This window comes from Candidatus Binatia bacterium, assembly GCA_036493895.1.
Taxonomy (GTDB): Bacteria; Desulfobacterota; Binatia; order UBA1149; family CAITLU01; genus DATNBU01.
In genome coordinates this window covers 192,065-217,923 of the sequence record DASXOZ010000070.1, presented here as the reverse complement: position 1 = coordinate 217,923, position 25,859 = coordinate 192,065, and the positions used below count along the sequence as shown (strand labels likewise).

Here is a 25,859-nt window from a genome sequence, read left to right as displayed (position 1 = left end):
TGTTCTGAGAAAAACTCGCGACGACCTGAGAAAGCCTTTCGATTCGGTGCCTTGCCCGCGCACTCGGGTCGCGCTTTTGCAATAGGTCCCAGTCGTTGGCTGAACCAGCTCATGATGGCTTGCCTGCTCAGTCATTACGTGTAGTATGTAGTGTAGGTGTAATGAAAATGGCACTGAACATCCGAAACCCGGAAACGGAACGTCTGGCGGAAGACCTGGCGAAGCTGGCGGGCGAGACCAAGACCGAAGCGGTCACCAAGGCTCTTCGCGATCGACTCGCCCGCGTTCGACGCGAACGCTCCCGTCGCCCCCTCGCTGAGGAACTCGACCGGATCGCAACGCACTGCGCGTCGCTGCCGGTCCTCGACAGCAGATCGGCCGAGGACATTCTCGGCTACGACGACAACGGACTGCCGCGCGGGTGATTCTCGACACCTCGGCGCTTCTCGCGATCCTGCAGGACGAACCGGAGCGGCGCTCGTTCAACGCAGCCATCGAGGCCGCGGCTTCACGCTCCATCTCCACGGCCACCTTCGTCGAAACGTCGATCGTGATCGGCGCGCGGTACGGTGGCGACGGGTTGCGTGATCTCGACCTGTTCGTGGCCAAGGCGGAGATCGTACTGGTGCCGGTCGACGCCGAGCAGGCCCATGCCGCCCGCGATGCGTTCCTCCGCTTCGGAAAGGGGCGACATCCAGCCGGGCTCAACTATGGAGACTGTTTCTCCTACGCCCTCGCCATGACGCTGGGTGAGCCTCTCCTTTACAAGGGCGACGATTTCTCCCAGACCGACGTTGGAACGATCGCGGCAGAATAGAGCGGTGCGCCTGAGGAATCGTGCTCACGCCGGCAGCGCAAACCCGCCAACCTTCGCCAGGAACTGCGTACAGATATTGTTCTGCTCGCTCCACCCCGGCACCAGCACGCCCTGCTTCTGCATCCGCTGGATGATGCGGATGAAAATCACGCTGAAGCGAAGTCCGGCCCACACCTGGTAATAGTGCAGGTCGTGCAGCTCGCGGCCGCCGAACGAGCGGTACAGCGACGCGGTCTCTTCATCCAGCGGAAATCCCGGCAGGGCAGGCGCACCGACTCCTTCGCTGAGAAAGCGATTGAGATACAGAAACCACGCAACGTCGCATTCGGGCGGCCCGAGCGTGGCCATCTCCCAGTCGAGCACCGCGACGGGCTCGAAATCGCGGACCATGATGTTCGACGGTCTTGCGTCGCCCCAGTTCAGCACGACCACGTCGCGGCCCGGCGGAACGTTCGCTTCGAGGAAATCGAACGCCGCCTCGACCGTAGGCTGGGGACGGCCCTCGGAGGCCCACGCGAGGAAATCGCGGTAGTACGCGAGCTGTTGCGTGAATCCCGCCGGTCCGAAGCGGCGCCGATCGAGGAAATCCAGGCCGGCCTTCTTCCAGTCGATCGCGTGGAGGCGCGCCAGGATCGAAATCTCTTTCTCGTAGAGCGCGCGCTGCTGCGCGGGCGCCGCCTCGGCAAGAAAGCCCATCACCGTGTACGGAGGATTGTCGCTCGGCGCCTCGCCGTCGATGCGATCCATCACGTAGAACGGCTCGCCGATCACCTGCGCATCCGGCTCCCACCAGCGCACGCGCGGCACCGGCACGTCGCTCGCGTCGGCAACGATCTGCATGCAGCGAAACTGCGCGTGCAGGTCGTATTCGGGGAACACCGGATGCTCGGTGGGACGCGAGCGCACGACCCAGCGGCCGGACACTTCGCGGCCGTTGTCGCTCCAATGCCCGTCGACGAGCATCGTCTCGCTGGAAAACCCGGTCAGGCCCGGCGCGGTGATCTCGTCCAGGTGCAGGTCCTTCGCGCCTCCGAGCCGGTCGCGAAACCACGGCTCGAGGCGCAGGCGAAGCTCTTCGGGATCGTATCGGCTTTGCGATGGCATCGAATGCTCAGCAGCAGGACGCGCGGTGGCGCGCTCTTTCGACCAGCGCGGCCCGCGCAAGCGACGGTGCTGCCCGGTCTGGCGAGCAATCGTCGTGATGCGTGCAGGACGGCTCGGGACGCCGCTCGTCGTCGGCCTCGGTGATTCCCAGAAACCCGCGAAGAAATCCACGCGTTGCCGCAAGCACTCGACGCGCGACGTTCACAGGCTCACCTCCGCGACGGCCAGGCCGTGGCCGCGGCGCCCGGAGAGCGTCTTCCACCAGATCCGCGCGGCATCCAGCACGACGACCGCGACGAGAAGCATGAAGACCGCGGTGACGGCAGCATCGAGCCGGTTATTGAAGATCACGTGCGCCGTCTGCGACAGCTTGTCCGCCGCGATCTGTCCCGCGCCGGCCTGCGCGGCCAGGCTGTCCGCCATGGCCAGGAAGCCGATGCGCAAGTCGGGCGAAAAGATCTTCTGCCACCCTGCTGTCATCGTCACGACGAGCAGCCAGACGAGGGGCGCGAACGTCGTCAGCGCGTAGCGCGGCCGGTCGGACTTGACGAACAGCGTCGTCACGGCCGTGAGCGCCGTGGCCGCGAGCAACTGGTTGGCGATCCCGAACAGCGGCCACAGCGAATTGATGCCGCCGAGAGGATCGATGACGCCCTGGTAAAGGAAATAGCCCCAGCCGCCGACGATCAGCGCCGAAGAAAATACGTTGGCCGGCAGCGAGGCGGTGCGTCCGAGAGGCTCCCAGAAGCCGCCGAGCAGGTCCTGCATCATGAAGCGCCCGACACGGGTGCCGGCATCGAGCGTGGTCAGGATGAACAGCGCTTCGAACATGATCGCGAAGTGGTACCACAGCGCTTTCATCGCGTCGCCGCCGAGCGCGCGCGAGAAGATCTCGGCCATGCCGACGGCCAGCGTCGGCGCTCCTCCGGTTCGCGACAGCAGCGTGTTCTCGCCGACGTGGCGAGTCAGCGCTTCGAACGATGCGGGGTCGAGCGTAAAGCCCCATTGCGAGATCTTCGCTGCGGCCTCCGCGGCAGTCGTGCCGATCAGGCTCGCCGGCGCGTTCATCGCAAAATAAGTGCCGGGCTCCATCACGGTAGCGGCCATCAGCGCCATCAGCGCGACGAAGCTCTCCATCAGCATCGCGCCGTAACCGATGAAGCGGGCGTCGCTCTCGCGATCCAGAAGCTTCGGCGTCGTGCCGCTCGAGATCAGCGCATGAAATCCCGAGATCGCGCCGCACGCGATCGTGATGAAGCAGAACGGGAACAGCTTTCCTGCGAACACCGGGCCGGTGCCGTCGATGAAGCGGGTAAGAGCCGGCATCTGCACGTCGGGCCTGACCAGCAGAAGGCCCGCGGCCAATAGCGCGATCGTTCCGATCTTGATGAACGCCGAGAGGTAGTCGCGCGGCGCCAGCAGCAGCCACACCGGCAGCACGCTGGCGGTAAACCCGTAAATGATCAGGCAGCGCGCAATGGCGGGCTTGCCGAGATCGAACCAGACTCGAAGCGATTCGTGATCGTGCACGTAGCCGCCGCCCCATACGGCCAGCAGCACGAGCGCAAGACCGCCGATGGACGCTTCCATCACGTGGCCCGGCCGCAGCTGCGTCATCCAGACACCCATCAGCAGCGCGATCGGAATCGTCGCCGCGATCGTGAACGTTCCCCACGGGCTGCCGAACATCGCGTTGGTGACCACGAGGCCGAGCACGCCGATCAGGATCACCATGATCGCGAGCACGGCGACCGTGGCCGCTGCGCCTCCGACCGGGCCGATTTCTTCGCGGACGATCTGCCCGAGACTCATCCCGCCGCGGCGCATCGAGCCCACGAGGACGGTGAAGTCCTGCACGGCGCCGCCGAGCACGACGCCGACGACGATGTAGAGCGATGCAGGAAGATAGCCGAACTGCGCGGCGAGAATCGGTCCGACCAGCGGCCCGGGCCCGGCGATGGCCGCGAAGTGGTGGCCGAAGACCACCCAGCGGTTGGTCGGGACGAAGTCGCGGCCGTCGCGGCGAGTGTGCGCAGGGGTGGGCCTTTGGTCGTCGAGGGCGAGCGCACGACTGGCGAGAAACGCCGAGTAGAAGCGGTAACCGATCGCGTAGGTGCAGAGCCCCGCGACGAGGAACCAGGTGCTCGAAATGGTTTCGCCGCGGTGGAGCGCGATGGCGGCCAGGGCCGAAGCTCCTAGCAGGGCGACGGCCAGCCACGCGACGGCGCCGGCAAGGCTGCCGCGCGTCGTCGCGGCGGTCCCGTTCATGGCGGCCGATTCTAGCCGGGCGCCCGCCGGGAGCGAAAACCCGGTGCTGCGTATTGGACGGGCCGGCGCGCGCGCAGCGGCCTGCTGGGCGCCGCCGACCCTACGCTTTGCACGACAAGCGGCACGCAAAGCGCTAGAAGGATCGGCACGGAGGACGGAACCGGTGGCGGGGGCGCCGCTTGTTCCGGTCGAGGAGGGGAGTCATGGGAAGATTTTACGGGATCGCGACGGCCCTTGCGGTTCTGGTTGCGGCCGATGCACACGCGGGCATCAAGACGGTGGCCTGGACGGCGAAGGCCGCGACCGTCGTCAACCAGCCTTTCGGAGTTTCGGTTCCGCTGAATACCGATGTCACGGGCTACTTCACGTTCGACACGTCGGTAGCCGACGGCGACCCGAGCCCGTCCAACGGCGCCTACCAGCAGAACGGACACTCCGCGTTCCACGCCGATTTCCTCGGCCAGGAAGTCACCGGCTCGCACGCTGCGTTCTACCAGGTCGATCTGGCGGGCAATACGTTTCGCATCTACGACGGCCCGCGCGACTTGGGTCCCGAGGGCGGCACGATGTCATTCAACGGCAATGCGGCCGCCGACATCCAGCTCTTCGTCGCGATCACGAAGGACGTGTTCGCCTCCGACGCGTTGATCGACCCGTTTCCGCAGTACACTTTCGGATTTCTCGGCACGCCGCACACGTTCACGCTCAAGGACGACCACGGCGAGATGCTGCTGCAGTTCACCGGCGCGACCGAAGTGGCGTGCGGGGATGCCAGCGGCGGCGGCGGCGTGACGGCCGCCGATGCGCTGCAGATCCTCAAGGTGTCGGTAGGGTCGAAGAGCTGCCTGCCTTGCGTCTGCGACGTCGACGGCAGTCACGCGGTCACCGCGAGCGACGCGCTCAAGACCCTGCGCTTCGCCGTCGGAGTGAGCGGCTCGCTTGCGTGTCCGGTCTGCCTGTAGCGCCCGCGTGCCAGGTTACAAGCAGAGGCAGTAGTCGACCGTCGAGTTCGCGCCCTTGATCGTCGCGGTCGCGTGCGTGCAGGTTCCGCTATTGCACGAGCCGCCGCAGGCCGGGGCGTTGCTGATCTCGCACGGATGGAAGCACTTGCATCCGACGAGGAAATCGCGCGCGCAGGTCTTCGTGTCCGGGCACGCGGCGCCGCATACCGGAGCCTCGGCGCTCTCGCAGGCATTCTGGCTTCCGTCCGATTGAATGCACTCGCAGATGCTGTCGGCGAACGTGCAGATGAAGCCGTCCGGACAGGTCCCGCCGCAAGTGGGCGTGCTCGACTGGCCGCAGGCCACGACCGGAGCCGCGACCGAATCGCACTGGCACTTGCCGCTGTGGTTCGTGCACGCGTGCCCGGGCTGGCAGACGCCGCCGCAGGTCGGTGCGCTCGAGTCGCCGCAGGCTTTCGCACCCGGCGGCAGGCACACGCAGCGATCGATGGAATGGTTGCCGGCCGCGAACGTGACGTCGTTGCATAGCGAGTCGGCGGCATCCGCCCCCTCGCAGCTTCCTCCGCAGGCCGGGACAGCAGAAATGGTGCACGCGGGCACGCAATCGCACATGCCATTGGTATCCGGCGTTTCGGCGCACACCAGCCCGTTGTTGCAGGTTCCTCCGCATTGCGGAGGCTGAGAGGACTGGCAGAGGGGCGTGCACGAATTGCACGACAGCGTCACCGGCTGGCCGACGGCGAACTTGAGGACGACGAGTGCGTCCGATGCCGTGACGGTTCCCGAGTGATTGACGTCGCAGACGCAAGGGTCGCACTGGGCCGCGCCAACCGACACCTTGAGCACGCCGAGCGCATCGCTGGCCGTCACGGTGCCGCTGTTGTCGCGATCGCCGCACTTCTGCGCCGCCGCTGCGACCGATGCCGCGGCCAATCCTGACAGTAGGATCGCCAGCGCCATCGTCGCGGCGGGAGCGATGCGGAGGCGGCGGCGGATCGAAGCGGCACGAATCGATGACACGGAAACCTCCGGGCGCGGCAAGCGCGCAAGACGCCGAGCACGCTACTCCTGTCGTCGGCGGAGACCAGTCGGCCGTGCACAAATCCACGCCGCCGCCCGCAGCGCATCGCCGCCCGCCGCCCGTGCCTTGTTGCCGCAAGTTTCCCCGCCCGCGTGCCATGGCGGCGTTTTCGCGCTAGTCACCGCAGATGGCCGGCCCCCCGATTCCAGAGCGGATCCGCTCATTGACGCCGTACAAGCCCGGGCGCCCGATCGAAGAAGTCGAGCGCGAGCTCGGCATCCGCGGCTCGATCAAGATCGCATCCAACGAGAACGCGCTCGGGCCGTCGCCGAAGGCACTGGCGGCAATGGCGGACGCCCTCGCGTCGGTCCACCGCTACCCCGACGGCGGAGCGGTCGTACTGACCGAAAAGCTCGCGACCCGCCTCGGCGTCGATTCTCGTCGCATCATCCTCGGCAACGGGTCCAACGAGATCCTCGAGCTGGCCTGTCGCCTGCTGGCCGGCCCCGGCGATGAAGTGCTGTTCTCGGCAGACGCGTTCCTGGTCTATCCGCTGGTTTCGATCGCCGTCGGTGCGACTCCGGTCAAGGCTCCGCCGCGCGGCTTCGAGCACGACCTCGAGGCCATCGCCGAGCGCGTCACCGGCAGGACGCGCGTCGTCTTCGTTGCCAACCCCAACAATCCGACAGGCACGATTTTCCGCCGCCAGGAGTGGGAGAGGTTCCTCGCGAAGGTACCCGACGCCGTCGCGGTGGTGCTCGACGAAGCGTACTTCGAATTCGTCGACGACGAGCTCTATCCCGACGGCTTGGCGTACATCGACCGGCACCCGGGGCTCATCGTCACGCGCACGTTCTCGAAGATCCACGGCCTGGCCGGTCTTCGCATCGGTTACGGCGTGGCATCCCTCGAGATCGCCGACGCGATGGCACGGCTTCGCCAGCCGTTCAACGTCAACCTGCTCGCGCAGGTTGCCGCTGCGGCCGCTCTCGACGACGACGCGCACGTCGAGGCCTCGCGCGCGCTGGTGCGCTCGAGCCGCGTGCGCTGGGCAAAGGCCTGCGAGCGCCTCGGCATCGATGCCGTTGCCAGCCACGCGAATTTCTTCCTCGTGCGCACTGGTAAAGGCGCGGCAGTTACCGATGCGCTGCTTCGCCTCGGCGTGATCGTGCGTCCGATGGATGCTTACGGGTTTCCCGACCACATCCGCATCACGTACTCGACCGAAGAAGAAGACCGGCGCGCGATCGCGGCGCTCGAGCAGGTGCTCGCCGGCGACCTTGCGGCCCGGCGCGCGTCCGCAGTACGTTCGGGCGGAACCGCGCGATGAAGTCCTGGGATCGCTGCGTCATCGTCGGCACGGGCCTGATCGGCGCATCGTTGGCGGGCGCAGCAAAGGCCTGCGGCGCTTTCGGCCACGTCGTCGGCGCCGGAAGGTCGAAGGCGAACCTCGACATCGCGCTGTCGCGCGGGCTCATCGACGAGGCGCGCACCGATCTTTTCCCGTCGCTGGCCGGCGCCGACCTGGTCGTCGTCGCGACGCCGGTGTTCACCGCCGTCTCCCAGCTCCACGAGCTTGCCGAGCATGCGCCGAAGACGGCGGTCTTCACGGACGTCGGCAGCGTCAAGGGTCCGATCGTGATCGAAGCGGGAAGGCGGGGCCTCGTCGACCGATTTCTCGGCGCGCATCCGCTTGCCGGCAAGGCCGAAACGGGCGCGGGCAGCGCCGATCCGGCGATTTTCCGCGGTCGTCGCTGCGTGCTGACGCCTGCGAAGGACACGCCGGCATCTCTCGTCGACGACATGCGCGAGCTTTGGAGCGCCGTCGGCTGCGAGGTTTCCGTGATGGATGCCGACGCGCACGACAGCGCGATCGCGACCTCGAGCCATCTGCCGCAGATGGTCGCCTTCGCGCTGGCTGCCACCGCCGACGGCGCGAAGCGGCGCCAGGACGTCGTCGATCTCATCGCCGGAGGGTTTCGCGACACGACGCGCCTTGCGGCAAGCGACGCTGCGATGTGGATCGACATCGCCAGGCTCAATCGCGAAGCGATCGTCGATGCGATGGACGAGTTCAGCGCCTGCTGGGACGATCTTCGCGATGCGATCGCCGATCGCGACGAAGGGGTGATCCGCACGATCATCGCGGCGTCGCACAAGCTGCGCAGGGGGATCGTTTCGTCGTGACGGCCGGTCCCGGTCGCAAGTGCGGAGCGCCGCGGTGAGCGCGCCGCGTCAGGTTGCCCGCGCCCGCGGGCCGCTGCGCGGGACGATCGTCGTTCCGGGAGACAAGTCGATCGCGCACCGCGCCGTCATGTTCAACGCAGCCGGATCCGGCGAGGCGCGAATCGACGGGCTGCCATCGGGCCGCGACGTTGCCTCGACCGTCGCTGCGATGCGCCGCCTTGGCGCCGTCGTCGCGATCGTCTCGCCAGGCACGGCGCGCATCCGCGGAATGGCGATGCAGGCGGTAGCGCGGCCCGGCACGATCGATTGCGAGAACTCCGGTACGACGATGCGCCTGCTGTCGGGACTCTTGTGCGGGCAGCGCGATCTGGAAGCGGTGCTGAGCGGCGACCCGTCGCTTACGCGCCGCCCGATGAGACGCGTTGCCGAGCCTCTGGCGCGGATGGGGGCAAGCATTGAGACCGACGACGGCCATGCCCCCCTGATGATCCGCGGCCGTGAGCTGTCGCCGGCCACGATTGAGCTCGCCGTTGCGAGCGCCCAGGTAAAAACCGCCATCCTCCTGGCCGGTCTCCAGGCCGAAGGAACGACGACTGTCATCGAGCCGACGGCGACCCGCGATCACACCGAGAAGCTGCTGGCGGCAATGGACGTCCCGGTAACGGTCCAGGGCTCGGTGGCGAGCGTGACGGGAAGGGCCATCCCCCGCTGCGTGGACGTCCGCGTGCCGGGGGATCCGTCATCGGCCGCGTTCCTGCTGGTCGCCGCAGCGTTGGTCGAGGGTTCGGACGTCACGATCGACGGGGTCTGTCTCAATCCGACCCGCCTCGGGTTCCTCGATGTCCTCATCCGGATGGGTGCCGACATCCAGGCTGCCGTCCAGGGCACGAGCGGCGGCGAGCCGGTCGGGAGCATCCGCTGCCGGGCCTCCGGTCTTCGCGGATTTGAGATCGGCGCAGCCGAAGTGCCGGCAACCATCGACGAGCTTCCGTTGCTGGCCGTCGCCGCAGCGTTCGCCGACGGCGAATCGGTGATCTCGGGAGCCGGCGAGCTACGCGTCAAGGAAAGCGACAGGATCTCCACTACTGCAGCAATCCTGAGGGCTTTCGGTACGGAAGTGGAAGAAAAGGACGATGGCATGGTGATTGCCGGCGGAGCACCGCGCGGCGGAGGTCGGGTCGAAACCCGCCACGATCACCGCATCGCGATGTCGGCCGCAGTGGCGGCGCTGGCCGCGCGAGGCGACGGCGTTACGCTCGACAACGACGGGCCGGTTGCCGTCTCGTTCCCGGAATTCTTCGACAGCCTGCAAAGGCTCGGCGCATGAGCCGGAGACCCTTCATCCTGGCGATCGACGGACCGGCTGGCGCCGGCAAGTCGACGACGGCGCGCGCCGTGGCCTCCGCGCTCGGCTTTTCGTACCTCGATTCGGGGGCACTTTACCGCTGCGTGGCTCTCGCGGCCCTCGAACAGGGAGTCGCTACCGACGACGACGCGGCTCTTGGGGCGCTGGCCACCGGCCTCGAGATCCGTCAGACCGCCGCCGGCCGCTTCCTTCTGGGGGGCCAGGACGTCAGCGGCCGCATCCGCAGCCCGGAGGTCAGCCAGGCCGCGTCGAAGAGCTCGGCCTGCCCGTCCGTGCGCCGGGCTCTCGTGGGTATCCAGAGGGGCGCGGTCTCGCCACCGGGGACCGTGGCCGAAGGCCGCGACATCGGCACGGTCATCTTTCCTGACGCCGACCTCAAGGTATTCCTCGACGCGGATCCGCCCGAGCGCGCCAGGAGGCGGGAGCTCGAACTGACCGCAAAAGCGGCAGCGCCCGAGGCTGTCGCGCGCGTGCGAGACGAGATGGCCGAGAGGGACCGGCGCGACACGACTCGCTCGATCGCGCCCCTTGCCAGGGCTGCCGATGCACTGGTGTTGGACACCACGTTTCTCACGCTCGACGAAGTCGTCGCGCGCATCGTCGATGAAGTCGACCGCCGCCGGCGCAACTCGACGTAGTCGGAATTCGAGTCTTTCCCGGATCTTGCCCCCGCTTCCGGATCGTCCGACGCCCTTGCTCTCGCGGACGTGCCGCGTTATCTCAAGAGGCTGCCCGTTCGGGCGCCACACCACGGAGGATTCTTTTTTTGATGCAACAGGAGAAGGCGGCCAATGAGCTGAGCCAGTCCGGTAGCGGTTCCGAGAGTTTTTCAGACCTGTTCGAAGCTTCGCTTCGTTCTGTCCAGTCGGGAGAAGTCGTCAAGGGCCGCATCGTGTCGATCGACCAGGAAGTGGTCACCGTCGACATCGGGTACAAGTCGGAAGGGATCATCCCTGCCTGGGAGTTCCGCGATCGCGACGGAACCATGCTCGTGCAGGAAGGCCAGGAGGTGGACGTCTACGTCGAGTCCACCGGTGGCGACAACGGCGAGCTGCGCCTGTCTTACCAGCGCGCGCGCCAGAACATCGTCTGGAAGGTGATCGAGGACGCGTACAACGCGGGCAGCCCGATCACCGGCACCATTACAGGTCGCGTCAAGGGTGGCCTCAAGGTCGACGTCGGGGTGGCCGCGTTTCTTCCCGGCTCTCACGTCGACACACGCCCGACGCGCAGTCTCGATCGCTACATCGGCGAAGTCGGAAAGTTCACGATCCTCAAGTTCAACCGCGCGCGCGGCAACGTCGTCGTCTCGCGCAAGGCGCTGCTCGAAAAAGAGCAGGAGGCCGTGCGCGGTGAAACTCTGAAGATTCTCGAGGAAGGAGTCATCCTCGAAGGCATCGTCAAGAACGTCACCGACTACGGCGCATTCGTCGACCTCGGTGGCATCGACGGGCTGCTGCACGTCACCGACATGTCGTGGGGCCGCGTCTCGCATCCGTCCAAGGTCGTCAAGCCCGGCGACACGATCAAGGTCGTCGTGCTCAAGTACGATTCGACCTCGCACCGCATCTCGCTCGGTCTCAAGCAGCTGCACGACGACCCCTGGGTCACCGTTGCCGACCGCCTGTTCCCGGGAAGCCGCGTGCGCGGCAAGGTCGTCAGCCTCACCGATTACGGCGCGTTCGTCGAGATCGAGGAAGGCATCGAGGGCCTGGTCCACGTTTCCGAAATGTCGTGGACCCGTCGCGTGACGCACCCGTCGCAGGTCGTCTCGGTGGGGGACGACGTCGACGTCATGGTGCTGTCGCTGGACCCCGAAAACCGCCGCATTTCGCTCGGTCTCAAGCAGGTGACGCCCAACCCCTGGGAGATGCTGCCGATCGAGCACCCGGTCGGAACCCAGGTCACCGGCAAAGTGACCAGTGTCACGGACTTCGGCGCCTTCGTGAACGTCAAGGAAGGGATCGACGGCCTGGTCCACATCTCCGACATGCACTGGACGCGCAAGATCCATCACCCGTCCGAGCTCCTGAAGAAGGGTGACGAGGTGCGCTGCGCCGTGCTCGGCATCGACATCCCCAACGAGCGCCTGTCGCTCGGCATCAAGCAACTCGAGGAAGACCCGTGGCGGCGCATGTCCGACCGCTACCCGGTCGGCGCCAGGGTCCACGGCAAGATCACGAACATCGCCGACTTCGGCCTGTTCCTCGCGATCGAGGACGGCGTCGAAGGCCTCGTCCACGTCTCCCAGCTCGGCCGCGACAGGGTCGACAACCCCCGCGATCTGTTCCAGGTCGGACAGGAGCTGGAGGCCGAGGTCACCCAGGTGGACGTGCGCGAACGGCGCATCTCGCTCAGCATCCGCTCCCTGCTCCAGTCGGCGGAGAAAGAAGAGATGCGGGCCTACATGGCCTCCGACACAAGTGGGAGCGGCCGGGGTGGTAGCGTTACCCTTGGCGACATGATCCAAGAAAAGCTCGCCCGGCGCCGCGGCCGCGACAGCTGAGCACCGGCTTCTGGGAGGCTGTTCGCCGATGACCAAGCGAGACCTGATCGACGAGATCGTCCGTCTGTATCCCGTCTACTCCCGGCGTGACGCCGAAGTGATCGTCAATTCGGTCTTCGAGAGCATGACCGAGGCTCTCTGCAAGGGAGACCGCATCGAGATCCGCGGCTTCGGCAGCTTCGTCGTCAAGAACCGGCAGGCTCGCGAAGGGCGCAATCCGAAGACCGGCGAGCTCGTTGCGGTCGCGTCCAAGACCGTTCCGTTCTTCAAGGTCGGCAAGGAGCTCAAGCAGCGCGTCGACGCCGGATACGAGGCGTCGATCAAGGCAGGCGCCGGGGCGCCGGGCCCCGGCGGCGAATAACGGCCCCTGCCGCGGCGTGCGAGTCCTTTGGGCACCGTGGCGGCTCGCCTACGTCGAGAAGCCTGACGAGCGCGGCGGATGCATCTTCTGTGACAAGCCGCTGCTGGTCACGCGCGAGGCGCGTCGCGGCGAGCTGGTCCTGCGGGTCACCGAGCATGCCAGCGTGCTGATGAACCTTTTCCCCTACGCCAACGGTCACCTCCTGGTCGCACCGCGTGTCCACGTCAGCGACTTTGGCCGCCTGGATGCTGCTGTTTCGGCGCACCTGCAGGCCGAGCTTCAACGGGTCGTGCGCGTGCTTACCCGCGCGTTTTCGCCGGCCGGCTTCAACGTCGGAATGAACCTCGGGCGCCAGGCCGGCGCCGGCATCGACGATCACCTGCACTGGCACGTCGTCCCGCGCTGGGCGGGAGACACCAATTTCATGCCGGTGCTCGCCGATACGCGCGTGATGCCCGAGCACCTTCTGGTCACTTACGAAAGGCTGCTGCCGTATTTTGCCGAGGACGTGGAACAGGAATCGGCTGCCGGCGTCGCGGCAGCCGGGAGGCAGGCGTGAGGATCCTTCGAAACCTCCTCTACATCGTCATCATCGTCGCCGGCATCATCCTGGCGAGTGCGAACATGAAGCCGGTGGAATTCCTGTACGTGCCGTCGCTGCCGTTCCTCAAACTGCAGCCGGCCGAGACCGAGGTACCGCTGGCGCTGCTGCTGCTGGCGTTCCTGCTGGCCGGTGCGCTCGTCGCGGGCACCGGCACCTTCGTCGAGCACGTGCGGCTGCGCTTCCTCGTGCGGCGCAACGCCAAAGTGGTCAAGGGCCTGCGCGCCGATCTCGACAAGACCCGCGCCGCGCTGGAGACGGCCGAGCAGGCGCTCGCGACGCGCGAAGCCGAGCTGGCCGGTGAGCAAGCCCGGGCGCGGCGCGCCGAAGAGGCCGAAGCAAAGGCTCGTGAGGCGGCCGAGCACAGCGCAGCTCTCGGGGTGGCCTCGGCCGACGACGTGGCCCACCAGCTCGCGCCCCCGCCCGGAGCCTGAACCCGCCCGGGTATTTTCCCGCACACCCGGTTGCAGATGCGGCGTTGCCGGGCCCGGCAACGGCTTCTATAGTGCCGTTTCATGAGGACGGCCGAGGCCACGACGCTCGCGGAGCTTCGCGCATCCGGATACCAGCCTCGCACCGTGCGCGAAGAGATCCGCGCCAACCTCGTTCGCGTCCTCGAGAGCGACGGCGACACATCGAAGATTTTCTCCGGCGTGATCGGCTACCAGGACAGCGTGATTCCCGAATTGGAGAACGCGGTTCTTGCCGGGCACCACATCGTGCTGCTCGGCGAACGAGGGCAGGCCAAGACGCGCCTGGTGCGCGCGCTGGCGCGCCTTCTCGACGAGCGCGTGCCCGTCGTCGAAGGCTGCGAGATCCACGACGATCCGATGCGCCCGATCTGCGCCGCGTGCCGCCGCCGCGCCGCCGCCGAAGGCGACGAGCTTACCGTTGCGTGGATCGCGCGCGATGCGCGCTACGCCGAAAAACTCGCGACGCCGGACGTCACCATCGCCGACCTCATCGGCGAAGTGGATCCGGTGCGCGTCGCCGAAGGCCGCTATCTTTCGGACGAGGAAGCGATCCACTTCGGGCTGGCCGCGCGCAGCCATCGCGGCATCTTCGCGATCAACGAGCTTCCCGACCTCGCCGAAAAAGTACAGGTGGGCCTGTTCAACCTGATGGAAGAGCGCGACCTGCAGATCAAAGGGTTCAAGGTCCGCCTGCCCGTGGACGTGCTCGTCGTCGCAACGGCCAACCCCGAGGACTACACGAGCCGCGGCCGCATCGTCACTCCGCTCAAGGACCGCTTCGACGTGCAGATCCGCACGCACTATCCGCGCACGATCGCCGAAGAAGTCGCGATCATGGAGCAGGAAGTGGGACCGGCGACTCGCTCCGGACGGCCGCTTCGCATCGCCGACTTCCTCAAGGAGATCGTCGCGCGTTTCACGATGGAGGCGCGCAAGGCGCCCGAGGTGAACCAGGCATCCGGCGTCAGCGTGCGCGTCAGCGTCAACAACTACGAGACGCTGCTGGCGAACGCGGAAAAGCGCGCGCTTCGCTGCCGCGAGCCGGAGATTGCGCCGCGCCTGAGCGACCTGCACGCGCTGTTCGCCTCCAGCAACGGCAAGATCGAGCTCGAATACGGCATGGACGGCGCCAAGGAGACGGCCGTCATCGACCGGCTGCTCTCGCTCGCGATCAAGGGCGCGTTCGAGGCGCGGATTACGGCGGCCGAGCTGGCGCCGGTCGTCGAGTACCTGGGTCGGGGCTGGGGAGTCGCGGTATCCGACACGATGCCGTCGTCCGATTACGCCGAGGCCCTCGCCTCGATTCCCGGCCTTCGCGAAGTCGTCGAGCGCCTCGGGCCGTTCGAAAGCCCGGGTCTTGCGGCCGCCGCCGTCGAGTTCGTCTTCGAAGGCCTGCACCTCATGAAGAAGCTCAACCGCGAGCGCGACGGCGGACGGCTTTCGTACGCGGCCTGAGGTGCGGCGGGGTCTGCCGTGCGAAGCCGCTACACGATCTGGGACGGATCCCAGAAGCTGGCGCTGGATGCCGAGCGGCTGTTCGACCGCCTTGCCGAGCATCTTTCGGCCACCGACGATCTCTCCGAAGCGCTGAGCCGCCTGCTGCGCGAAGGAATCCGCGGCGAGGAGTTCGAGGCCGTCGGCCTCGACGAGTTGGCCGACCGCGTGCGCGAGGCGATCCGCGAGCTGTACGACAAGTTCAACCTGTCGCGCTCGCTCGAAGAGCCCTGGAACGACGCCGACGATATCGTCGCTGCCGAAGAAGACGCCGCATCGCGCAACCCGTCGGCCGAGGAGCGCGAGAGGCGCGCGGCCGAGCTGGCCAGGCTTTCGCGCATTCTCGAGGAGAGGATGTCGCAGCTGGCACAGTCGCCGATGGCCGACAGCGATGCGGCCGACGCTTTCGAGCGGCTGCGCGAGCGCGAGGGGGACATCAGCCGCGTCGAGCGTTTCCAGCGCCGATATCGCGACCAGTTCCAGGGTCCGGAGAGCCTCGATTTCGACGCAACCCTGTCGCTGATCGACCGTTTCGAAAAGCTGCGCGACCTGGAGCGGGCGCTTCGCGAAAAAGACCTCGACTCGCTCGACGAAGCTTCGCTGCGTGAGCTGCTCGGCGAAGATTTTGCCGAGGCGATCGGCCGGCTGCGCCAGATGATGCGGCTGCTCGTCGATGCCGGCTACCTCATCTCTCGCGAGGGCCGCACGACGCTGACGCCGAAGGCGGCGCGCCGCCTCGGCCGGCTTGCACTGAAGGAAATGCTCGCCGAACTGCTGCCGGATGCGGCGGGCCGCCACGAGACCAGCCGGCGCGGTGCCAGCGAGACGATGCTCGAACAGGCGCGTGCGTACGAATACGGCGACCCGATGACGATCGACGTAGCAGCCACGCTGAAGGCCGCGATGGTGCGCCGCGCCGGCGAAGCCGCTTCGACAGCATCCTCGCGCGCCGACTTGCGCAGCCCCGAACACCGGCCCGGCAACTTGCGCGACGGCGGACCCGGCGCCGGCCAATTGCGCGGCCGCGAAGTCGGCCGCGGCCAATTGCGCGGCCGCGAAGTCGGCCGCGGCCAATTGCCCGGCCGCGAAGGCTTGCGCGGCAGAGTCCAACTCGAGCCTGCCGACCTCCACGTCAAGGAAAGCCTGCGCAGCACGCGCACCTCGACGGTGCTGCTGCTCGACATGAGCTGGTCGATGAGCTGGGAAGGGCGTTTTGCCGCCGCGAAGAAGGTCGCGCTGGCGATGGAAACGCTGATGCGGACGCGCTACCCGCGCGATTACTTCGGCATGGTCGGGTTCTTCACGCGCGCGGTGGAGCTGAGGCCCGCCGACCTGGCCGAAGTCACGTGGAACATGGGCGATCCGTTCACGAACCTTCAGGACGGCCTGCGCGTGGCCTCGCGGCTGCTCGATCGCCACCCTGCGAGCACGCGGCAGATGATCGTGATCACCGACGGGCAGCCGACCGCGTACTTCAGCGAAGGGCGCCTGTTCTGCGAATGGCCGATGAGCGTCGGCGGCATCTCGTCGCGCGCGACCATCGAGACGCTGAAGGAAGTCGAGCGCGTCACGCGTCGCGGGATGCGCATCAACACGTTCATGCTCGACGACAGCCCTCTGCTGCGAGCCTTCGTGCAACGCATGACGGCGATCAACCGTGGCAGGGCGTTCTACACGACGCCCGAGCAGCTCGGGCACTTCGTGCTCGTCGACCACGTCGGCAAGAGGCGCAAGGTCCTGTGAGCCGGGCGAACGTCGTCGAAGGCGGGCCGCCGGCCCGCGCGGGCGCTGCTGTGCCCGGTTCCGCCTCGAATGCGCAAATTGCGCAGGATACCGCGGATACGCCGGGTGCGCCGTCCACGGCCGGCTCCCGCGCGCGCATCACATCTCGCCTCACGCCGGCGATGCAGCAGTACCTCGAGTTCAAGGACCAGCACGCCGACGCGCTGCTGTTCTTCCGCATGGGGGATTTCTACGAGCTGTTCTTCGAGGACGCCGAAATCGCCGCCGAGCTTCTCGACCTCACGCTGACGTCCCGCAATCGCAACGACGAGAACCCGATCCCGATGTGCGGCATTCCGTACCACGCGCTGCGGCCCTACGTCGCAAGGCTGATGGAAGCGGGACGAAAAGTCGCCGTCTGCGAACAGCTCGAGCTGCCGGAAAAGGGCATCGCGCGCCGCCAGGTCACGCGCGTCATCTCGCCGGGCACGAACCTCGACGAAGAGACCCTCGCACCGGATCGTGCAGCTTACCTCGCTGCCGTCGTCGAAAAGAGCGGCGCGTGGGGGCTGGCCGTCAGCGATTTTTCGACCGGCGAGATCCGCGCGACCGAGATCGTCTCCGACGGCCGCCTCGACGAAGAGCTGAAGACGATCGCGCCGACCGAGATCGTGCTGCGGCCCGATGCTCCGCAGGCGCTGCGAAAACGCGTCTCTTCGCTGTTGCCGCACTGCCTCATCAGCGAAACGCAGGCGCCGCGGCGCGCGGGCAGCCCCGGCCGGGAGCGGGTGGCAGGCGCCGGCCCCGCGGCATCGGCCGGCGGCGAATCGCTCGCATCCGGCGCTGGTCCGCTGGCCCGCGAAGCCTGCGAAGTGCTGCGCTCCTACGCGAGCGCAACCCAGGGCGGTCGCATCGATCACCTGCGCGAGCCGGTGTTCTACGATGCGGCGGCCTACTTGCAGCTCGATGCGTCGACGCGCCGCAACCTCGAGCTCCTGCAGGCCTACGACGGCACCACGCGCGGAGCGCTCGTCAGCGTCCTCGACTGCTGCTCGACCGGAATGGGAAAGCGCCTGCTGCGCGCGTGGATCACGCGGCCGCTGGCCGACGCGGCGGCGATCGGCCAGAGGCTCGATGCCGTCGAGGTGCTGGCCGGCGACTTTTCGCTGCGCAGCGACCTGCGCGAGAGCCTGAGAAGAATCGGAGACCTCGAGCGCCTCGTCGGCCGCATCGGTGCGGGTTCGGCGTCGCCGCGCGACGTCACCAAGCTGGCCGATTCGCTCGCGGAGATCGACACGCTGCGTGCGCGGCTGGCCGACGGCGACTCGCGCGGCCGCGAGGCGGGCGCGGCAGCCGACGCGAGCGAAGCGGGCGCGGCAGACCTGACACGGGAAACCGGCTCGACCGAAGAAGCACTCGCGCGCCACGCACGCTGCCTCGACGGCCTCGCGCACACGCGCACGCGCATCGCAGCGACGCTCACCGCCGAGCCGGCTGCCATGCTCGGCAAGGGCGCCGTCATCCGCGACGGTTTCGATGCGGAAATCGACCGCCTGCGCGCGATCTCGCGCGACGGCAAGGGATGGATCCTCGCGTTCGAAGCCGAGGAAAGGGCGCGCACCGGGATCCCTTCCCTCAAAGTCGGGTTCAACCGCGTGTTCGGCTACTACATCGAGGTCACCCATACGCACCAGGCGCTGGTGCCGGCCAGTTACACGCGCAAGCAGACCATCGCCAACGCCGAGCGTTACATCACTCCCGAGCTCAAAGTGCGCGAGAACGAGGTGCTCGGCGCCGAAGAGCGCCTCGCGGCGCGAGAGCGCCAGCTTTTCGATGCGCTGCTGGCTTCCCTGCAGCCGGACCAGCCTTCGCTCGGGCGCAGCGCCGGCGCGCTGGCGGCGCTCGACACGCTGGCCGGTCTGGCCGAGACGGCGCAGCGGCGCGGGTACGTCAGGCCCGAAGTGCACGAAGGCCTCGAGCTCGACATCGAAGGGGGACGCCATCCGGTCGTCGAAGCGCGCCTCGGAAGCTCGTTCGTCGCCAACGATACGAGGCTCGGCCCCGACAGCCGTCTTCTGATGGTCATTACCGGCCCGAACATGGCCGGCAAATCGACGTACCTGCGGCAGACCGCTCTCATCGTGCTGCTCGCGCACTGCGGCTGCTTCGTACCGGCCGCGCGCGCGAGGATCCCGCTCGTCGATCGCATCTTCACGCGCATCGGCGCCAGCGACAATCTTGCTGCGGGGCAGTCCACGTTCATGGTCGAGATGTCGGAGACTGCAGCGATCCTTCACGGGATGACCGGCCGCAGCCTGGTCGTGCTCGACGAGATCGGCCGCGGCACCTCGACGTTCGACGGCATTTCGATAGCGTGGGCGGTGGCCGAAGCGATGCTCGCGCGGCGCGTGAAGACGCTGTTCGCGACGCATTACCACGAGCTTGCGGCGCTGGAGGCCGAGCACGACCTTGCCGAGAACTTCTCGGTCGCGGTGCGGCGCTACAAGGGAAGCGTGGTCTTCCTCTACCGCATCGCCGAAGGGCCGACGAGCGGGAGCTACGGCATCGAGGTTGCGCGTCTTGCCGGCGTGCCCGAGGCCGTCATCGACAAGGCGCGAGCGATCCTCGCGCGCTTCGAAAGCGGCGAGGGGATCGGCGCGGCCGGCGCCGGACAGATGAGCCTCTTCGGGGCAGCGGCGCGCAGCGAGAGCCGGCGCGAAGAAGAAGAAGCGGAGGACGCACTCGGTGCCCGCCTGGCCGCGCTGGCACCCGAGACGATGACGCCCCTGGAAGCGCTCAATTTTCTCGCGCGACTGGTCGAGGAAGCCCGCGTCGGGCGCAGGCGCTGACCAGCCTGCGATCTGGTCTGCACGCAAACCGTCAAGCGGTGCTTCTCGAACGTCTCGCTGATCCTCGGATTCGCTGAGGTTTTTTGAACTCGATCCTCAAAGCCGTCGATGCTGCTCCGCAGTGGCGCCCGCCGGCGGCGGGAAGCTCCGGGCGCGATCCTTGAGGCCGACGGTCGCGAAGGGCCATAATCATGGGTCCCGGCGGCTCCTGCCGCGTGCGGACCGGTGTGGAGGTGAGGTGGTGCGGCTTCGTCCTTGGCAGGCGATGACGTTGTTGGCGCTCGCGGCGTCGGCGCAGAGCTTTGCCACGCTGCCGGCCTACGCCGCCGTCGTTCAACAAGTGCGCGCGGCGACCTCCACGTCCGCGACCCGCATCGTCGTCGACGTCGACGGTCCTTTTCGATACCGCTCCCGCGCCAGCGATGACGGCTCGTCCATCCTCATCGACATCCCCGACGCGGTCGTCACTTCGCAGGTGCCGCGACTGCTGCCGGTGTCCGACCGCCGCGTAGACGGCGTGCTCGTGCTCCACGACGAGGACGCGCGCATCGTTCGCCTTTCGGTCGACGTCGCGGGCCGGGTGGCACCGCATCTTCACGCGCGTATCGACGGCAATCGGCTCCTCATCGACCTCGTCGACGCATCGTCGGACGACGGGCCGGCGGCACACACTTCGGCGTCGGTGAGCGGCGGCGATCCGGCGGAGCCGGATGCGCGGACGAAGAGGCTTGCGCGCGAGAGGGCCGAGCGCCTGGCAGCAGGCAGCGATGCAACCCCGGAAAAGGAGACGCGGGACGTCCGCGCGTCCAGAGCGGGGAACTATGTCCGCGCGACCAGAGCGGGGGACGACGTCCGCGCGTCCGGAGCAGAAGCGCGGCGCCGCGGCCCCGTCGCAAGCTCGCGGGCCCACGCGACAAGATCGCTTCTGGAAAAGAAAATCGTCGTCCTCGACCCCGGCCACGGCGGCAAGGATCCCGGGGCCAGCGCGTGGACCGGCGAGTACGAGAAGGACATCGTCCTCGACGTCGCCGAGCGCGTCGCGCGGCGCCTGAAAAGTCGCGGCGACATCGAGGTCGTGATGACGCGAACCTCGGACGAATTCGTCAGCCTCGCCGACCGCCGCGACGCCTCGCGCCGGGCCGGCGCCGACGCCTTCATTTCCATCCACGCCAACGCGAGCCGCAGCGCCGCCGCGCGTGGTTTCGAGACGTACTACCACACGCGCCAGGCCTCGCCCCAGCCGGATGCCGTCGTTCGCCGCCTGGCCCGTGCCGAGAACGGCCGCGAAGGAAGGCGAGGCGGCGACAATGACGCGGCCGCGATCACAAGGGCGTCGGCGGGCGCCGCTTCGCCGGTGCTCGATCATCACGCCGAGTCGGCACGCCTGGCCGGGCTCGTGCAGGGCCAACTGGTGAGTCAGCTCGGGATGCGCTATGAGGCCGTCCGCGATCTCGGAGCCAGGGAAGGTCCTTTCTTCGTCATCGATTACAACGCGGCCCCGAGCGTGCTCGTCGAGGCTGCGTTCCTCACCCACCGTGAAGAAGGCGTTCGCATGCAGTCCGAAGTCTACCGCGAGCAGATCGCGGAGGGCATCGCCCGCGGGATCGTGCTCTTCCTCGACCAGCAGCACCTGCCCGGCACCCTTTGAGCCTCGCTCCGCCGGCTGCCGCCGGTTCCCTGGAACCTGAGTCGTTGTCGACGAACGGACAGGGGCCGACGCGCTCGATGATCCTGCCGGCGCCCGGCAGCGTCACCGGAAAGCTTTCCGATACCGCGCGCGACTACTTCGAAGCGGTGCGCGACGAGCTGGAGACGGCCCACTGGGCGGGCGCCAGCGGCACCGACACCGTGACCCGCCTGGCCGCGTGCCTCGATAACCTCGTGCGCTTCCTGTTCGACAGCTCGATCGAGCGTTACGGACGCCGCTACGCGCGCACGCGCCAGCACTGCGCCGTGTTCGCGCTCGGCGGCTACGGACGCCGCGAGCAGTGCCCCCAGTCGGACGTCGATCTGCTCGTGCTGCACTCGGGTGCCGTCACCCCGTTCGTCGAGACGGTAACGGAGTCGTTGCTGTACACGCTGTGGGACGCGCGCCTGCAGGTGGGCCACGCGGTGCGCAACGCCTCGGAATGCGTCAGCCTCGGCGCCGGCGACCTGACGATCAAGACCGCTCTTCTCGACGGCCGCTATCTATGCGGAAGCCCTGAGCTTGCCGGCGAATACGAGAGCCAGGTTCGCCGCAAGCTGGCGACTTCCGACGTCGAAGTCTTCATTGCCGCGAAGATGGAAGAGGCCCGCTCGCGCCACGAGAAGCAGGGCGGATCGGTGTTCATCCTCGAGCCGAACGTCAAGGAGGGGCAGGGCGCACTGCGCGACCTCAACCACGCGCTGTGGATCGCGCGCGTCAAGGGCGACGCCGCCGACCTCGAAGCCTTGCGCGAGCACGAGATCGTCACGCAGCACGAGTACGAGGAGCTGGCCGCGGCGCGCGAGTTCCTTTTCCGCGCCCGAGTGGCGCTGCATTTCCATACCCGCGCCAAGACCGAGCAGTTCACGTTCGAGCGCCAGGACTCCATCGGCGCGCGTCTCGGCTACCGCGCCGAGGGCAACAACTCGGTCGGCGACATGTTCATGCGCGACTACTACCACCACGCCGCGGTGGTTTCGCGATCCACCGACGACATCGTCGACCGCCTGCTCGCGCCGCCCGACAAGACCGGCCTCATCGAGCGCCTGGTCAAGCGTCGCAACGTGCGGCCGGGCATCACGATCGTCGGCGACCGTTTGAACATCGACGACAAGGCGCTCGACGCCGAGCCGTCCAACCTGATCGGCGTATTTCGCGACTGCCAGCGACTGGACGTGCGGCTGTCGACGCCGGCGCGCGAGCTCGTGCGCCAGAAAGTGGAATTGCTGACGCCCGACGTGGCGTCGTCGAAAGCGGCGATCGACCTGTTCTTCGAGATCCTGCGCGCCAAGGACGGCGTCTACCGTACGCTTGCGCAGATGAACCGGCTCGGCGTGCTCGGGCGGCTGGTCCCCGAGTTCGGCCGCCTGTTCTGCATGGTGCAGCACGACTACTACCATGTTTACACCGTCGACGAGCACTCGCTGGTGGGAATCCGCGAGCTCGAGGCGCTGCGCCAGGGCGAATACCATCAGAGCCCGTTCCTCACGCAGACGATGCGGGAGTGCGACCGGCCCGAGCTGCTGTTCCTCGCGATGATGTTCCACGACCTCGGCAAGGGCTACGGCGGCGACCACGACGAGCGCGGCGCGATCATGGTGCGCGACGTCAGCGAGCGCCTTGCGATGCACGAGGACGACCGCGCCACGCTCGAGTTCCTCGTGCGCAACCACCTGCTGATGTCGATGCTCGCGCAGACCCGCGACATCGAAGACCCGGCGCTCGTGCTCGACTTCGTCTCGGAGGTCGGCACGGCCGAGAACCTGACGCTGCTGTACCTGCTGACGTTCGCCGACATGAGGGCCGTGGGCCCGCAGATCTGGAACGGCTGGAAGGACCACCTGCTGGCCGAGCTGTACCGCCGTGCGAGCGAAGCGTTCGAGACCGGCATTGTGACCGAGGCGGACATGGAGAGCCGCGCCGAAAGGACTCGCCAGCGCCTTCTCGAGCGGGCTGCCGGCGGTGCCGAGCGGTCGCGGCTGCACTGGTTCCTCGAGTCGCTGCCCACTTCCTACTTCCTCGGCAATCCCGACGAAAGGATCATCGACCACTGGCGCCTGTTCGAGTCGGTCGGCAGCTCGGTGTTCCGCCACGGCGTCGAGTCGTACCCCGAGCGCGGCTTCACCGAGTTCACGATCTGCGCGCGCGACCGCCTCGGGCTGTTCCGCGACATCGTCAGCGCGCTGTCGTCGCATCGTTTCAACATCCTCAACGTCCGGCTCGTGACGACGTCGACGGGCTGGGCGCTGGACGTGTTCCGGGTCGAGCACAAGGAAGGAGACGTCGACGCCGCCGGCGCGGAGATCTGGGAAGCCGTCGCGAAGACGCTCGAGGCGATCTTTGCCGGGGACGTCGACGCCGCAGCGCTGGTGCGAAGCGCGCTGCTCGAGCGCACGCGCCGCATCGGCGAGAAAGCGCTGCCGCGGCGCAGCCCGACGCGCGTGGAGGTCGACAACCGGCTATCTCGCGAATTCACCGTCATCGACATCTACGCGTCCGACCGCCCCGGCCTGCTGTTCCTCGTCGTCGACGCGATGTACGCGCTCGGCCTGGACATCCACATCGCCAAGATCACGACGCACCTGGCGGCGGTGCTCGACGTGTTCTACGTGACCGACGCCGGCCGCTCCAAGATCGAGGACCCGACCCGCATCGACCAGATCCGCCGTGCAATCATCGGCGCGCTCGACCCGTCCGACGAGCAGCCGGCGGCTTCCCCCACGTCGCTGACGTTCTGAGCCGCGATGTCTGCCGCGACGCTCGACCAGGACGTCGACGCCTATCTCGACCACCTCGCGACCGAACGCGGGCTTTCGCGCCATTCCGTCGACGCGTACGCGATCGACCTCGGCCGCTTCGCTGCGGCGATGAAAACGCGCCGCCGCGTGCGCTCGGCCCTTGTCGAGCGCGCCGACCTGGTGACGTTCCTCGAAAAACTCGGTGAAGAAGGACTGGCGCCGTCGTCGCGGGCGCGCGCGCTGTCGGCGGTGCGCGGATTCTTCAAGCACCTCGTCCGCGAGGGACGCCTGGCGACGTCGCCCGTGCGCGATCTCAAGGCGGGGCGCCGCAGCCGGCCGCTGCCGAAGTTCCTGTCCGTCGACGAAGTCGTCACGCTGCTGGCCGCGGCCGGCGCCGACGATGCGCTGGCCGCGCGCGACCGCGCGATGCTCGAGCTGATCTACGGTTGCGGGTTGCGCGTCAGCGAAGCGGTGGAGCTGGCGGCCTCAGGCCTTCACCTGGACCGCGGCTATCTCACCGTCATCGGCAAGGGATCCAAGGAAAGGGCCGTGCCGATCGGAAGCAAGGCCGACCAGGCGCTGCGCGACTACCTGGCCGGCCCCCGCGCGATCCTCGACCCGGGCGGTCGCAGCCGCGCCCTTTTCCTCGGCCGGCGCGGACGCAAGCTGACGCGGCAGGGTTTCTGGAAAAGGCTGCGTACGCTGGCTGTTCGCGCGGGCCTTGATGCCCACCTTTCTCCTCATGTGCTGCGTCACTCGTTCGCGACTCACCTCGTCGAAGGCGGCGCCGACCTGCGCTCGGTCCAGATGATGCTCGGGCACGCGGACATCACCACGACGCAGATCTACACCCACGTTGCCACCGGCCGCCTGGCCGAGGTGCATCGCCGCCATCACCCGCGCGCCAGAATGAAGGTGAAAGCTTCGGGTGACGCCGCGCCGGCCAAAAGCGCGAAAGGCCGCGCGAAAGTCTAGGAGATACGCAGCTTCGCGCGGTTGCCCGCCGGAAGTAGCGCTGGTATGCGTGGCCGGTTGGCCAACCTGCGATGAATTTCAATCCTGCCATCTTCGCGCTTTGGGTCCTCCCGTTCCTGATTGCGGTCGTGTTTCACGAATGGGCCCACGGCTACGTTGCCAAGACCCTCGGCGATGACACCGCCTCGGTGCTCGGGCGCCTGACGCTCAATCCGCTGGCCCACATCGACCCCATCGGAACGCTGGCGCTGCCGGCGCTGCTGATGCTCACCGGCGCCCCGTTCATGTTCGGCTGGGCCAAGCCGGTGCCGATCTCGTTCGGACGCCTTCGAAACCCGCGCCGCGACATGGTGCTGGTGGCCGCGGCCGGTCCTGCGATGAACCTCGCGCTGGCGGCGGCGAGCGCGCTGCTTCTCGGCTACATGCAGCGCCGCGGTGCGCCGGATGGCGGTGGATTCCAGGTCGCGCAGCCGCTGGCGATCATGTGCAACATGAGCCTTCAGCTGAACGTCGTGCTGGCGGTGTTCAACATGCTGCCGATCCCGCCTCTGGACGGCGGACGCGTGGCCGTCGGGCTGCTGCCGCGCGACCTGGCGTGGCAGCTGGCGCGGCTGGAGCCGTACGGCTTCATGATCGTCATGATGCTGCTCGTCACCCACGTCCTCGACTTCGTGCTCGCGCCCGCGATGCACGCGATCGTGCGCCTTCTCGGCGTCCTGGTGTGACGC

The 25,859-nt window shown here is 67.7% G+C and carries 22 protein-coding genes; 18 read left to right on the top strand and 4 right to left on the bottom strand.

Annotation, left to right across the window (positions count from 1 at the left end; translation table 11 throughout):
• Nucleotides 1-167 precede the first annotated feature (167 nt).
• Together VGK20_16305 and VGK20_16300 are read left to right on the top strand one after the other, a co-directional pair.
• Entirely contained in the window at nt 168-425 is a 258-nt protein-coding gene (locus VGK20_16305) for a type II toxin-antitoxin system VapB family antitoxin (protein ID HEY2775604.1), read from the top strand.
• Nucleotides 422-817 (top strand): type II toxin-antitoxin system VapC family toxin, encoded by a 396-nt coding sequence (locus VGK20_16300; GenBank protein ID HEY2775603.1) that lies wholly within the window; start codon nt 422-424, stop codon nt 815-817. Before VGK20_16305 ends, VGK20_16300 begins: the two co-directional genes overlap by 4 nt.
• Before the next feature lie 24 nt (nt 818-841).
• Here VGK20_16300 and VGK20_16295 read toward each other — a convergent pair whose 3' ends face one another.
• From VGK20_16295 to VGK20_16285, 3 genes are read right to left on the bottom strand one after another with little or no spacing between them, the layout of a single operon-like run.
• Nucleotides 842-1,921, bottom strand: coding sequence for a phosphotransferase family protein (locus tag VGK20_16295; GenBank protein HEY2775602.1), 1,080 nt, complete (start codon nt 1,919-1,921; stop codon nt 842-844).
• A gap of 7 nt (nt 1,922-1,928) precedes the next feature.
• A complete protein-coding gene (locus tag VGK20_16290) occupies nt 1,929-2,126 on the bottom strand; it encodes a hypothetical protein (protein HEY2775601.1) in 198 nt (65 codons plus the stop codon).
• The gene (locus tag VGK20_16285; GenBank protein HEY2775600.1) at nt 2,123-4,189 is read right to left on the bottom strand and encodes a carbon starvation CstA family protein; all 2,067 of its coding nucleotides are present in this window, start codon (nt 4,187-4,189) and stop codon (nt 2,123-2,125) included. Before VGK20_16285 ends, VGK20_16290 begins: the two co-directional genes overlap by 4 nt.
• Before the next feature lie 203 nt (nt 4,190-4,392).
• On the opposite strand from VGK20_16285, the gene VGK20_16280 reads away from it, so the two are divergent.
• Complete coding sequence (locus tag VGK20_16280) at nt 4,393-5,151, top strand: hypothetical protein (protein ID HEY2775599.1); 759 nt, start codon at nt 4,393-4,395, stop codon at nt 5,149-5,151.
• A 15-nt stretch (nt 5,152-5,166) separates the two neighbouring features.
• On the opposite strand, the gene VGK20_16275 is transcribed toward VGK20_16280, so the two are convergent.
• Nucleotides 5,167-6,171, bottom strand: a complete 1,005-nt coding sequence (locus VGK20_16275; protein HEY2775598.1) for a hypothetical protein — start codon at nt 6,169-6,171, stop codon at nt 5,167-5,169.
• 188 nt (nt 6,172-6,359) lie between these two features.
• Here VGK20_16275 and hisC point away from each other — a divergent pair, with 188 nt between their 5' ends.
• From hisC to VGK20_16200, 15 genes are all read left to right on the top strand, one after another.
• Nucleotides 6,360-7,502: a histidinol-phosphate transaminase gene (gene hisC, locus VGK20_16270; protein HEY2775597.1), complete on the top strand. Its 1,143-nt coding sequence runs from the start codon at nt 6,360-6,362 to the stop codon at nt 7,500-7,502.
• Nucleotides 7,499-8,359, top strand: coding sequence for a prephenate dehydrogenase/arogenate dehydrogenase family protein (locus VGK20_16265; protein HEY2775596.1), 861 nt, complete (start codon nt 7,499-7,501; stop codon nt 8,357-8,359). The genes hisC and VGK20_16265 overlap by 4 nt, the downstream gene beginning before the upstream one ends.
• A 34-nt stretch (nt 8,360-8,393) precedes the next feature.
• Nucleotides 8,394-9,686, top strand: a complete 1,293-nt coding sequence (gene aroA / locus VGK20_16260; GenBank protein ID HEY2775595.1) for a 3-phosphoshikimate 1-carboxyvinyltransferase — start codon at nt 8,394-8,396, stop codon at nt 9,684-9,686.
• On the top strand, nt 9,683-10,363 hold the full coding sequence (gene cmk, locus VGK20_16255; protein ID HEY2775594.1) for a (d)CMP kinase: 681 nt from the start codon (nt 9,683-9,685) through the stop codon (nt 10,361-10,363). The genes aroA and cmk overlap by 4 nt, the downstream gene beginning before the upstream one ends.
• Before the next feature lie 131 nt (nt 10,364-10,494).
• Nucleotides 10,495-12,231, top strand: coding sequence for a 30S ribosomal protein S1 (locus VGK20_16250; GenBank protein ID HEY2775593.1), 1,737 nt, complete (start codon nt 10,495-10,497; stop codon nt 12,229-12,231).
• 28 nt (nt 12,232-12,259) lie between these two features.
• On the top strand, nt 12,260-12,592 hold the full coding sequence (locus VGK20_16245; GenBank protein ID HEY2775592.1) for an integration host factor subunit beta: 333 nt from the start codon (nt 12,260-12,262) through the stop codon (nt 12,590-12,592).
• 16 nt (nt 12,593-12,608) lie between these two features.
• Nucleotides 12,609-13,151: an HIT domain-containing protein gene (locus VGK20_16240; protein ID HEY2775591.1), complete on the top strand. Its 543-nt coding sequence runs from the start codon at nt 12,609-12,611 to the stop codon at nt 13,149-13,151.
• Entirely contained in the window at nt 13,148-13,627 is a 480-nt protein-coding gene (locus tag VGK20_16235) for a lipopolysaccharide assembly protein LapA domain-containing protein (GenBank protein HEY2775590.1), read from the top strand. The genes VGK20_16240 and VGK20_16235 overlap by 4 nt, the downstream gene beginning before the upstream one ends.
• Before the next feature lie 81 nt (nt 13,628-13,708).
• Nucleotides 13,709-15,121 (top strand): AAA family ATPase, encoded by a 1,413-nt coding sequence (locus tag VGK20_16230; protein ID HEY2775589.1) that lies wholly within the window; start codon nt 13,709-13,711, stop codon nt 15,119-15,121.
• Between the two features lie 18 nt (nt 15,122-15,139).
• Nucleotides 15,140-16,903: a VWA domain-containing protein gene (locus tag VGK20_16225; GenBank protein HEY2775588.1), complete on the top strand. Its 1,764-nt coding sequence runs from the start codon at nt 15,140-15,142 to the stop codon at nt 16,901-16,903.
• Complete coding sequence (gene mutS / locus VGK20_16220) at nt 16,900-19,731, top strand: DNA mismatch repair protein MutS (protein HEY2775587.1); 2,832 nt, start codon at nt 16,900-16,902, stop codon at nt 19,729-19,731. The genes VGK20_16225 and mutS overlap by 4 nt, the downstream gene beginning before the upstream one ends.
• Nucleotides 19,732-19,972: 241 nt before the next feature.
• Nucleotides 19,973-21,379, top strand: a complete 1,407-nt coding sequence (locus VGK20_16215) for an N-acetylmuramoyl-L-alanine amidase (protein HEY2775586.1) — start codon at nt 19,973-19,975, stop codon at nt 21,377-21,379.
• A gap of 44 nt (nt 21,380-21,423) precedes the next feature.
• Complete coding sequence (gene glnD / locus VGK20_16210; GenBank protein ID HEY2775585.1) at nt 21,424-24,156, top strand: [protein-PII] uridylyltransferase; 2,733 nt, start codon at nt 21,424-21,426, stop codon at nt 24,154-24,156.
• Nucleotides 24,157-24,162: 6 nt separating this feature from the next.
• Nucleotides 24,163-25,131 carry a site-specific tyrosine recombinase XerD gene (gene xerD, locus VGK20_16205; protein ID HEY2775584.1) on the top strand — a complete coding sequence of 323 codons (969 nt, stop codon included), beginning with the start codon at nt 24,163-24,165 and terminating at the stop codon, nt 25,129-25,131.
• 71 nt (nt 25,132-25,202) lie between these two features.
• Nucleotides 25,203-25,856, top strand: a complete 654-nt coding sequence (locus tag VGK20_16200; GenBank protein HEY2775583.1) for a site-2 protease family protein — start codon at nt 25,203-25,205, stop codon at nt 25,854-25,856.
• Nucleotides 25,857-25,859 lie beyond the last annotated feature (3 nt).

Coding starts and splice junctions, on each gene's coding strand:
- VGK20_16280 (HEY2775599.1), top strand. CDS start 4,393: ATGGGAAGATTTTACGGGATCGCGACGGCCCTTGCGGTTCTGGTTGCG.
- VGK20_16200 (HEY2775583.1), top strand. CDS start 25,203: ATGAATTTCAATCCTGCCATCTTCGCGCTTTGGGTCCTCCCGTTCCTG.
- VGK20_16305 (HEY2775604.1), top strand. CDS start 168: ATGGCACTGAACATCCGAAACCCGGAAACGGAACGTCTGGCGGAAGAC.
- VGK20_16285 (HEY2775600.1), bottom strand. CDS start 4,189: ATGAACGGGACCGCCGCGACGACGCGCGGCAGCCTTGCCGGCGCCGTC.
- VGK20_16265 (HEY2775596.1), top strand. CDS start 7,499: ATGAAGTCCTGGGATCGCTGCGTCATCGTCGGCACGGGCCTGATCGGC.
- VGK20_16245 (HEY2775592.1), top strand. CDS start 12,260: ATGACCAAGCGAGACCTGATCGACGAGATCGTCCGTCTGTATCCCGTC.
- VGK20_16295 (HEY2775602.1), bottom strand. CDS start 1,921: ATGCCATCGCAAAGCCGATACGATCCCGAAGAGCTTCGCCTGCGCCTC.
- cmk (HEY2775594.1), top strand. CDS start 9,683: ATGAGCCGGAGACCCTTCATCCTGGCGATCGACGGACCGGCTGGCGCC.
- VGK20_16250 (HEY2775593.1), top strand. CDS start 10,495: ATGCAACAGGAGAAGGCGGCCAATGAGCTGAGCCAGTCCGGTAGCGGT.
- VGK20_16230 (HEY2775589.1), top strand. CDS start 13,709: ATGAGGACGGCCGAGGCCACGACGCTCGCGGAGCTTCGCGCATCCGGA.
- xerD (HEY2775584.1), top strand. CDS start 24,163: ATGTCTGCCGCGACGCTCGACCAGGACGTCGACGCCTATCTCGACCAC.
- hisC (HEY2775597.1), top strand. CDS start 6,360: ATGGCCGGCCCCCCGATTCCAGAGCGGATCCGCTCATTGACGCCGTAC.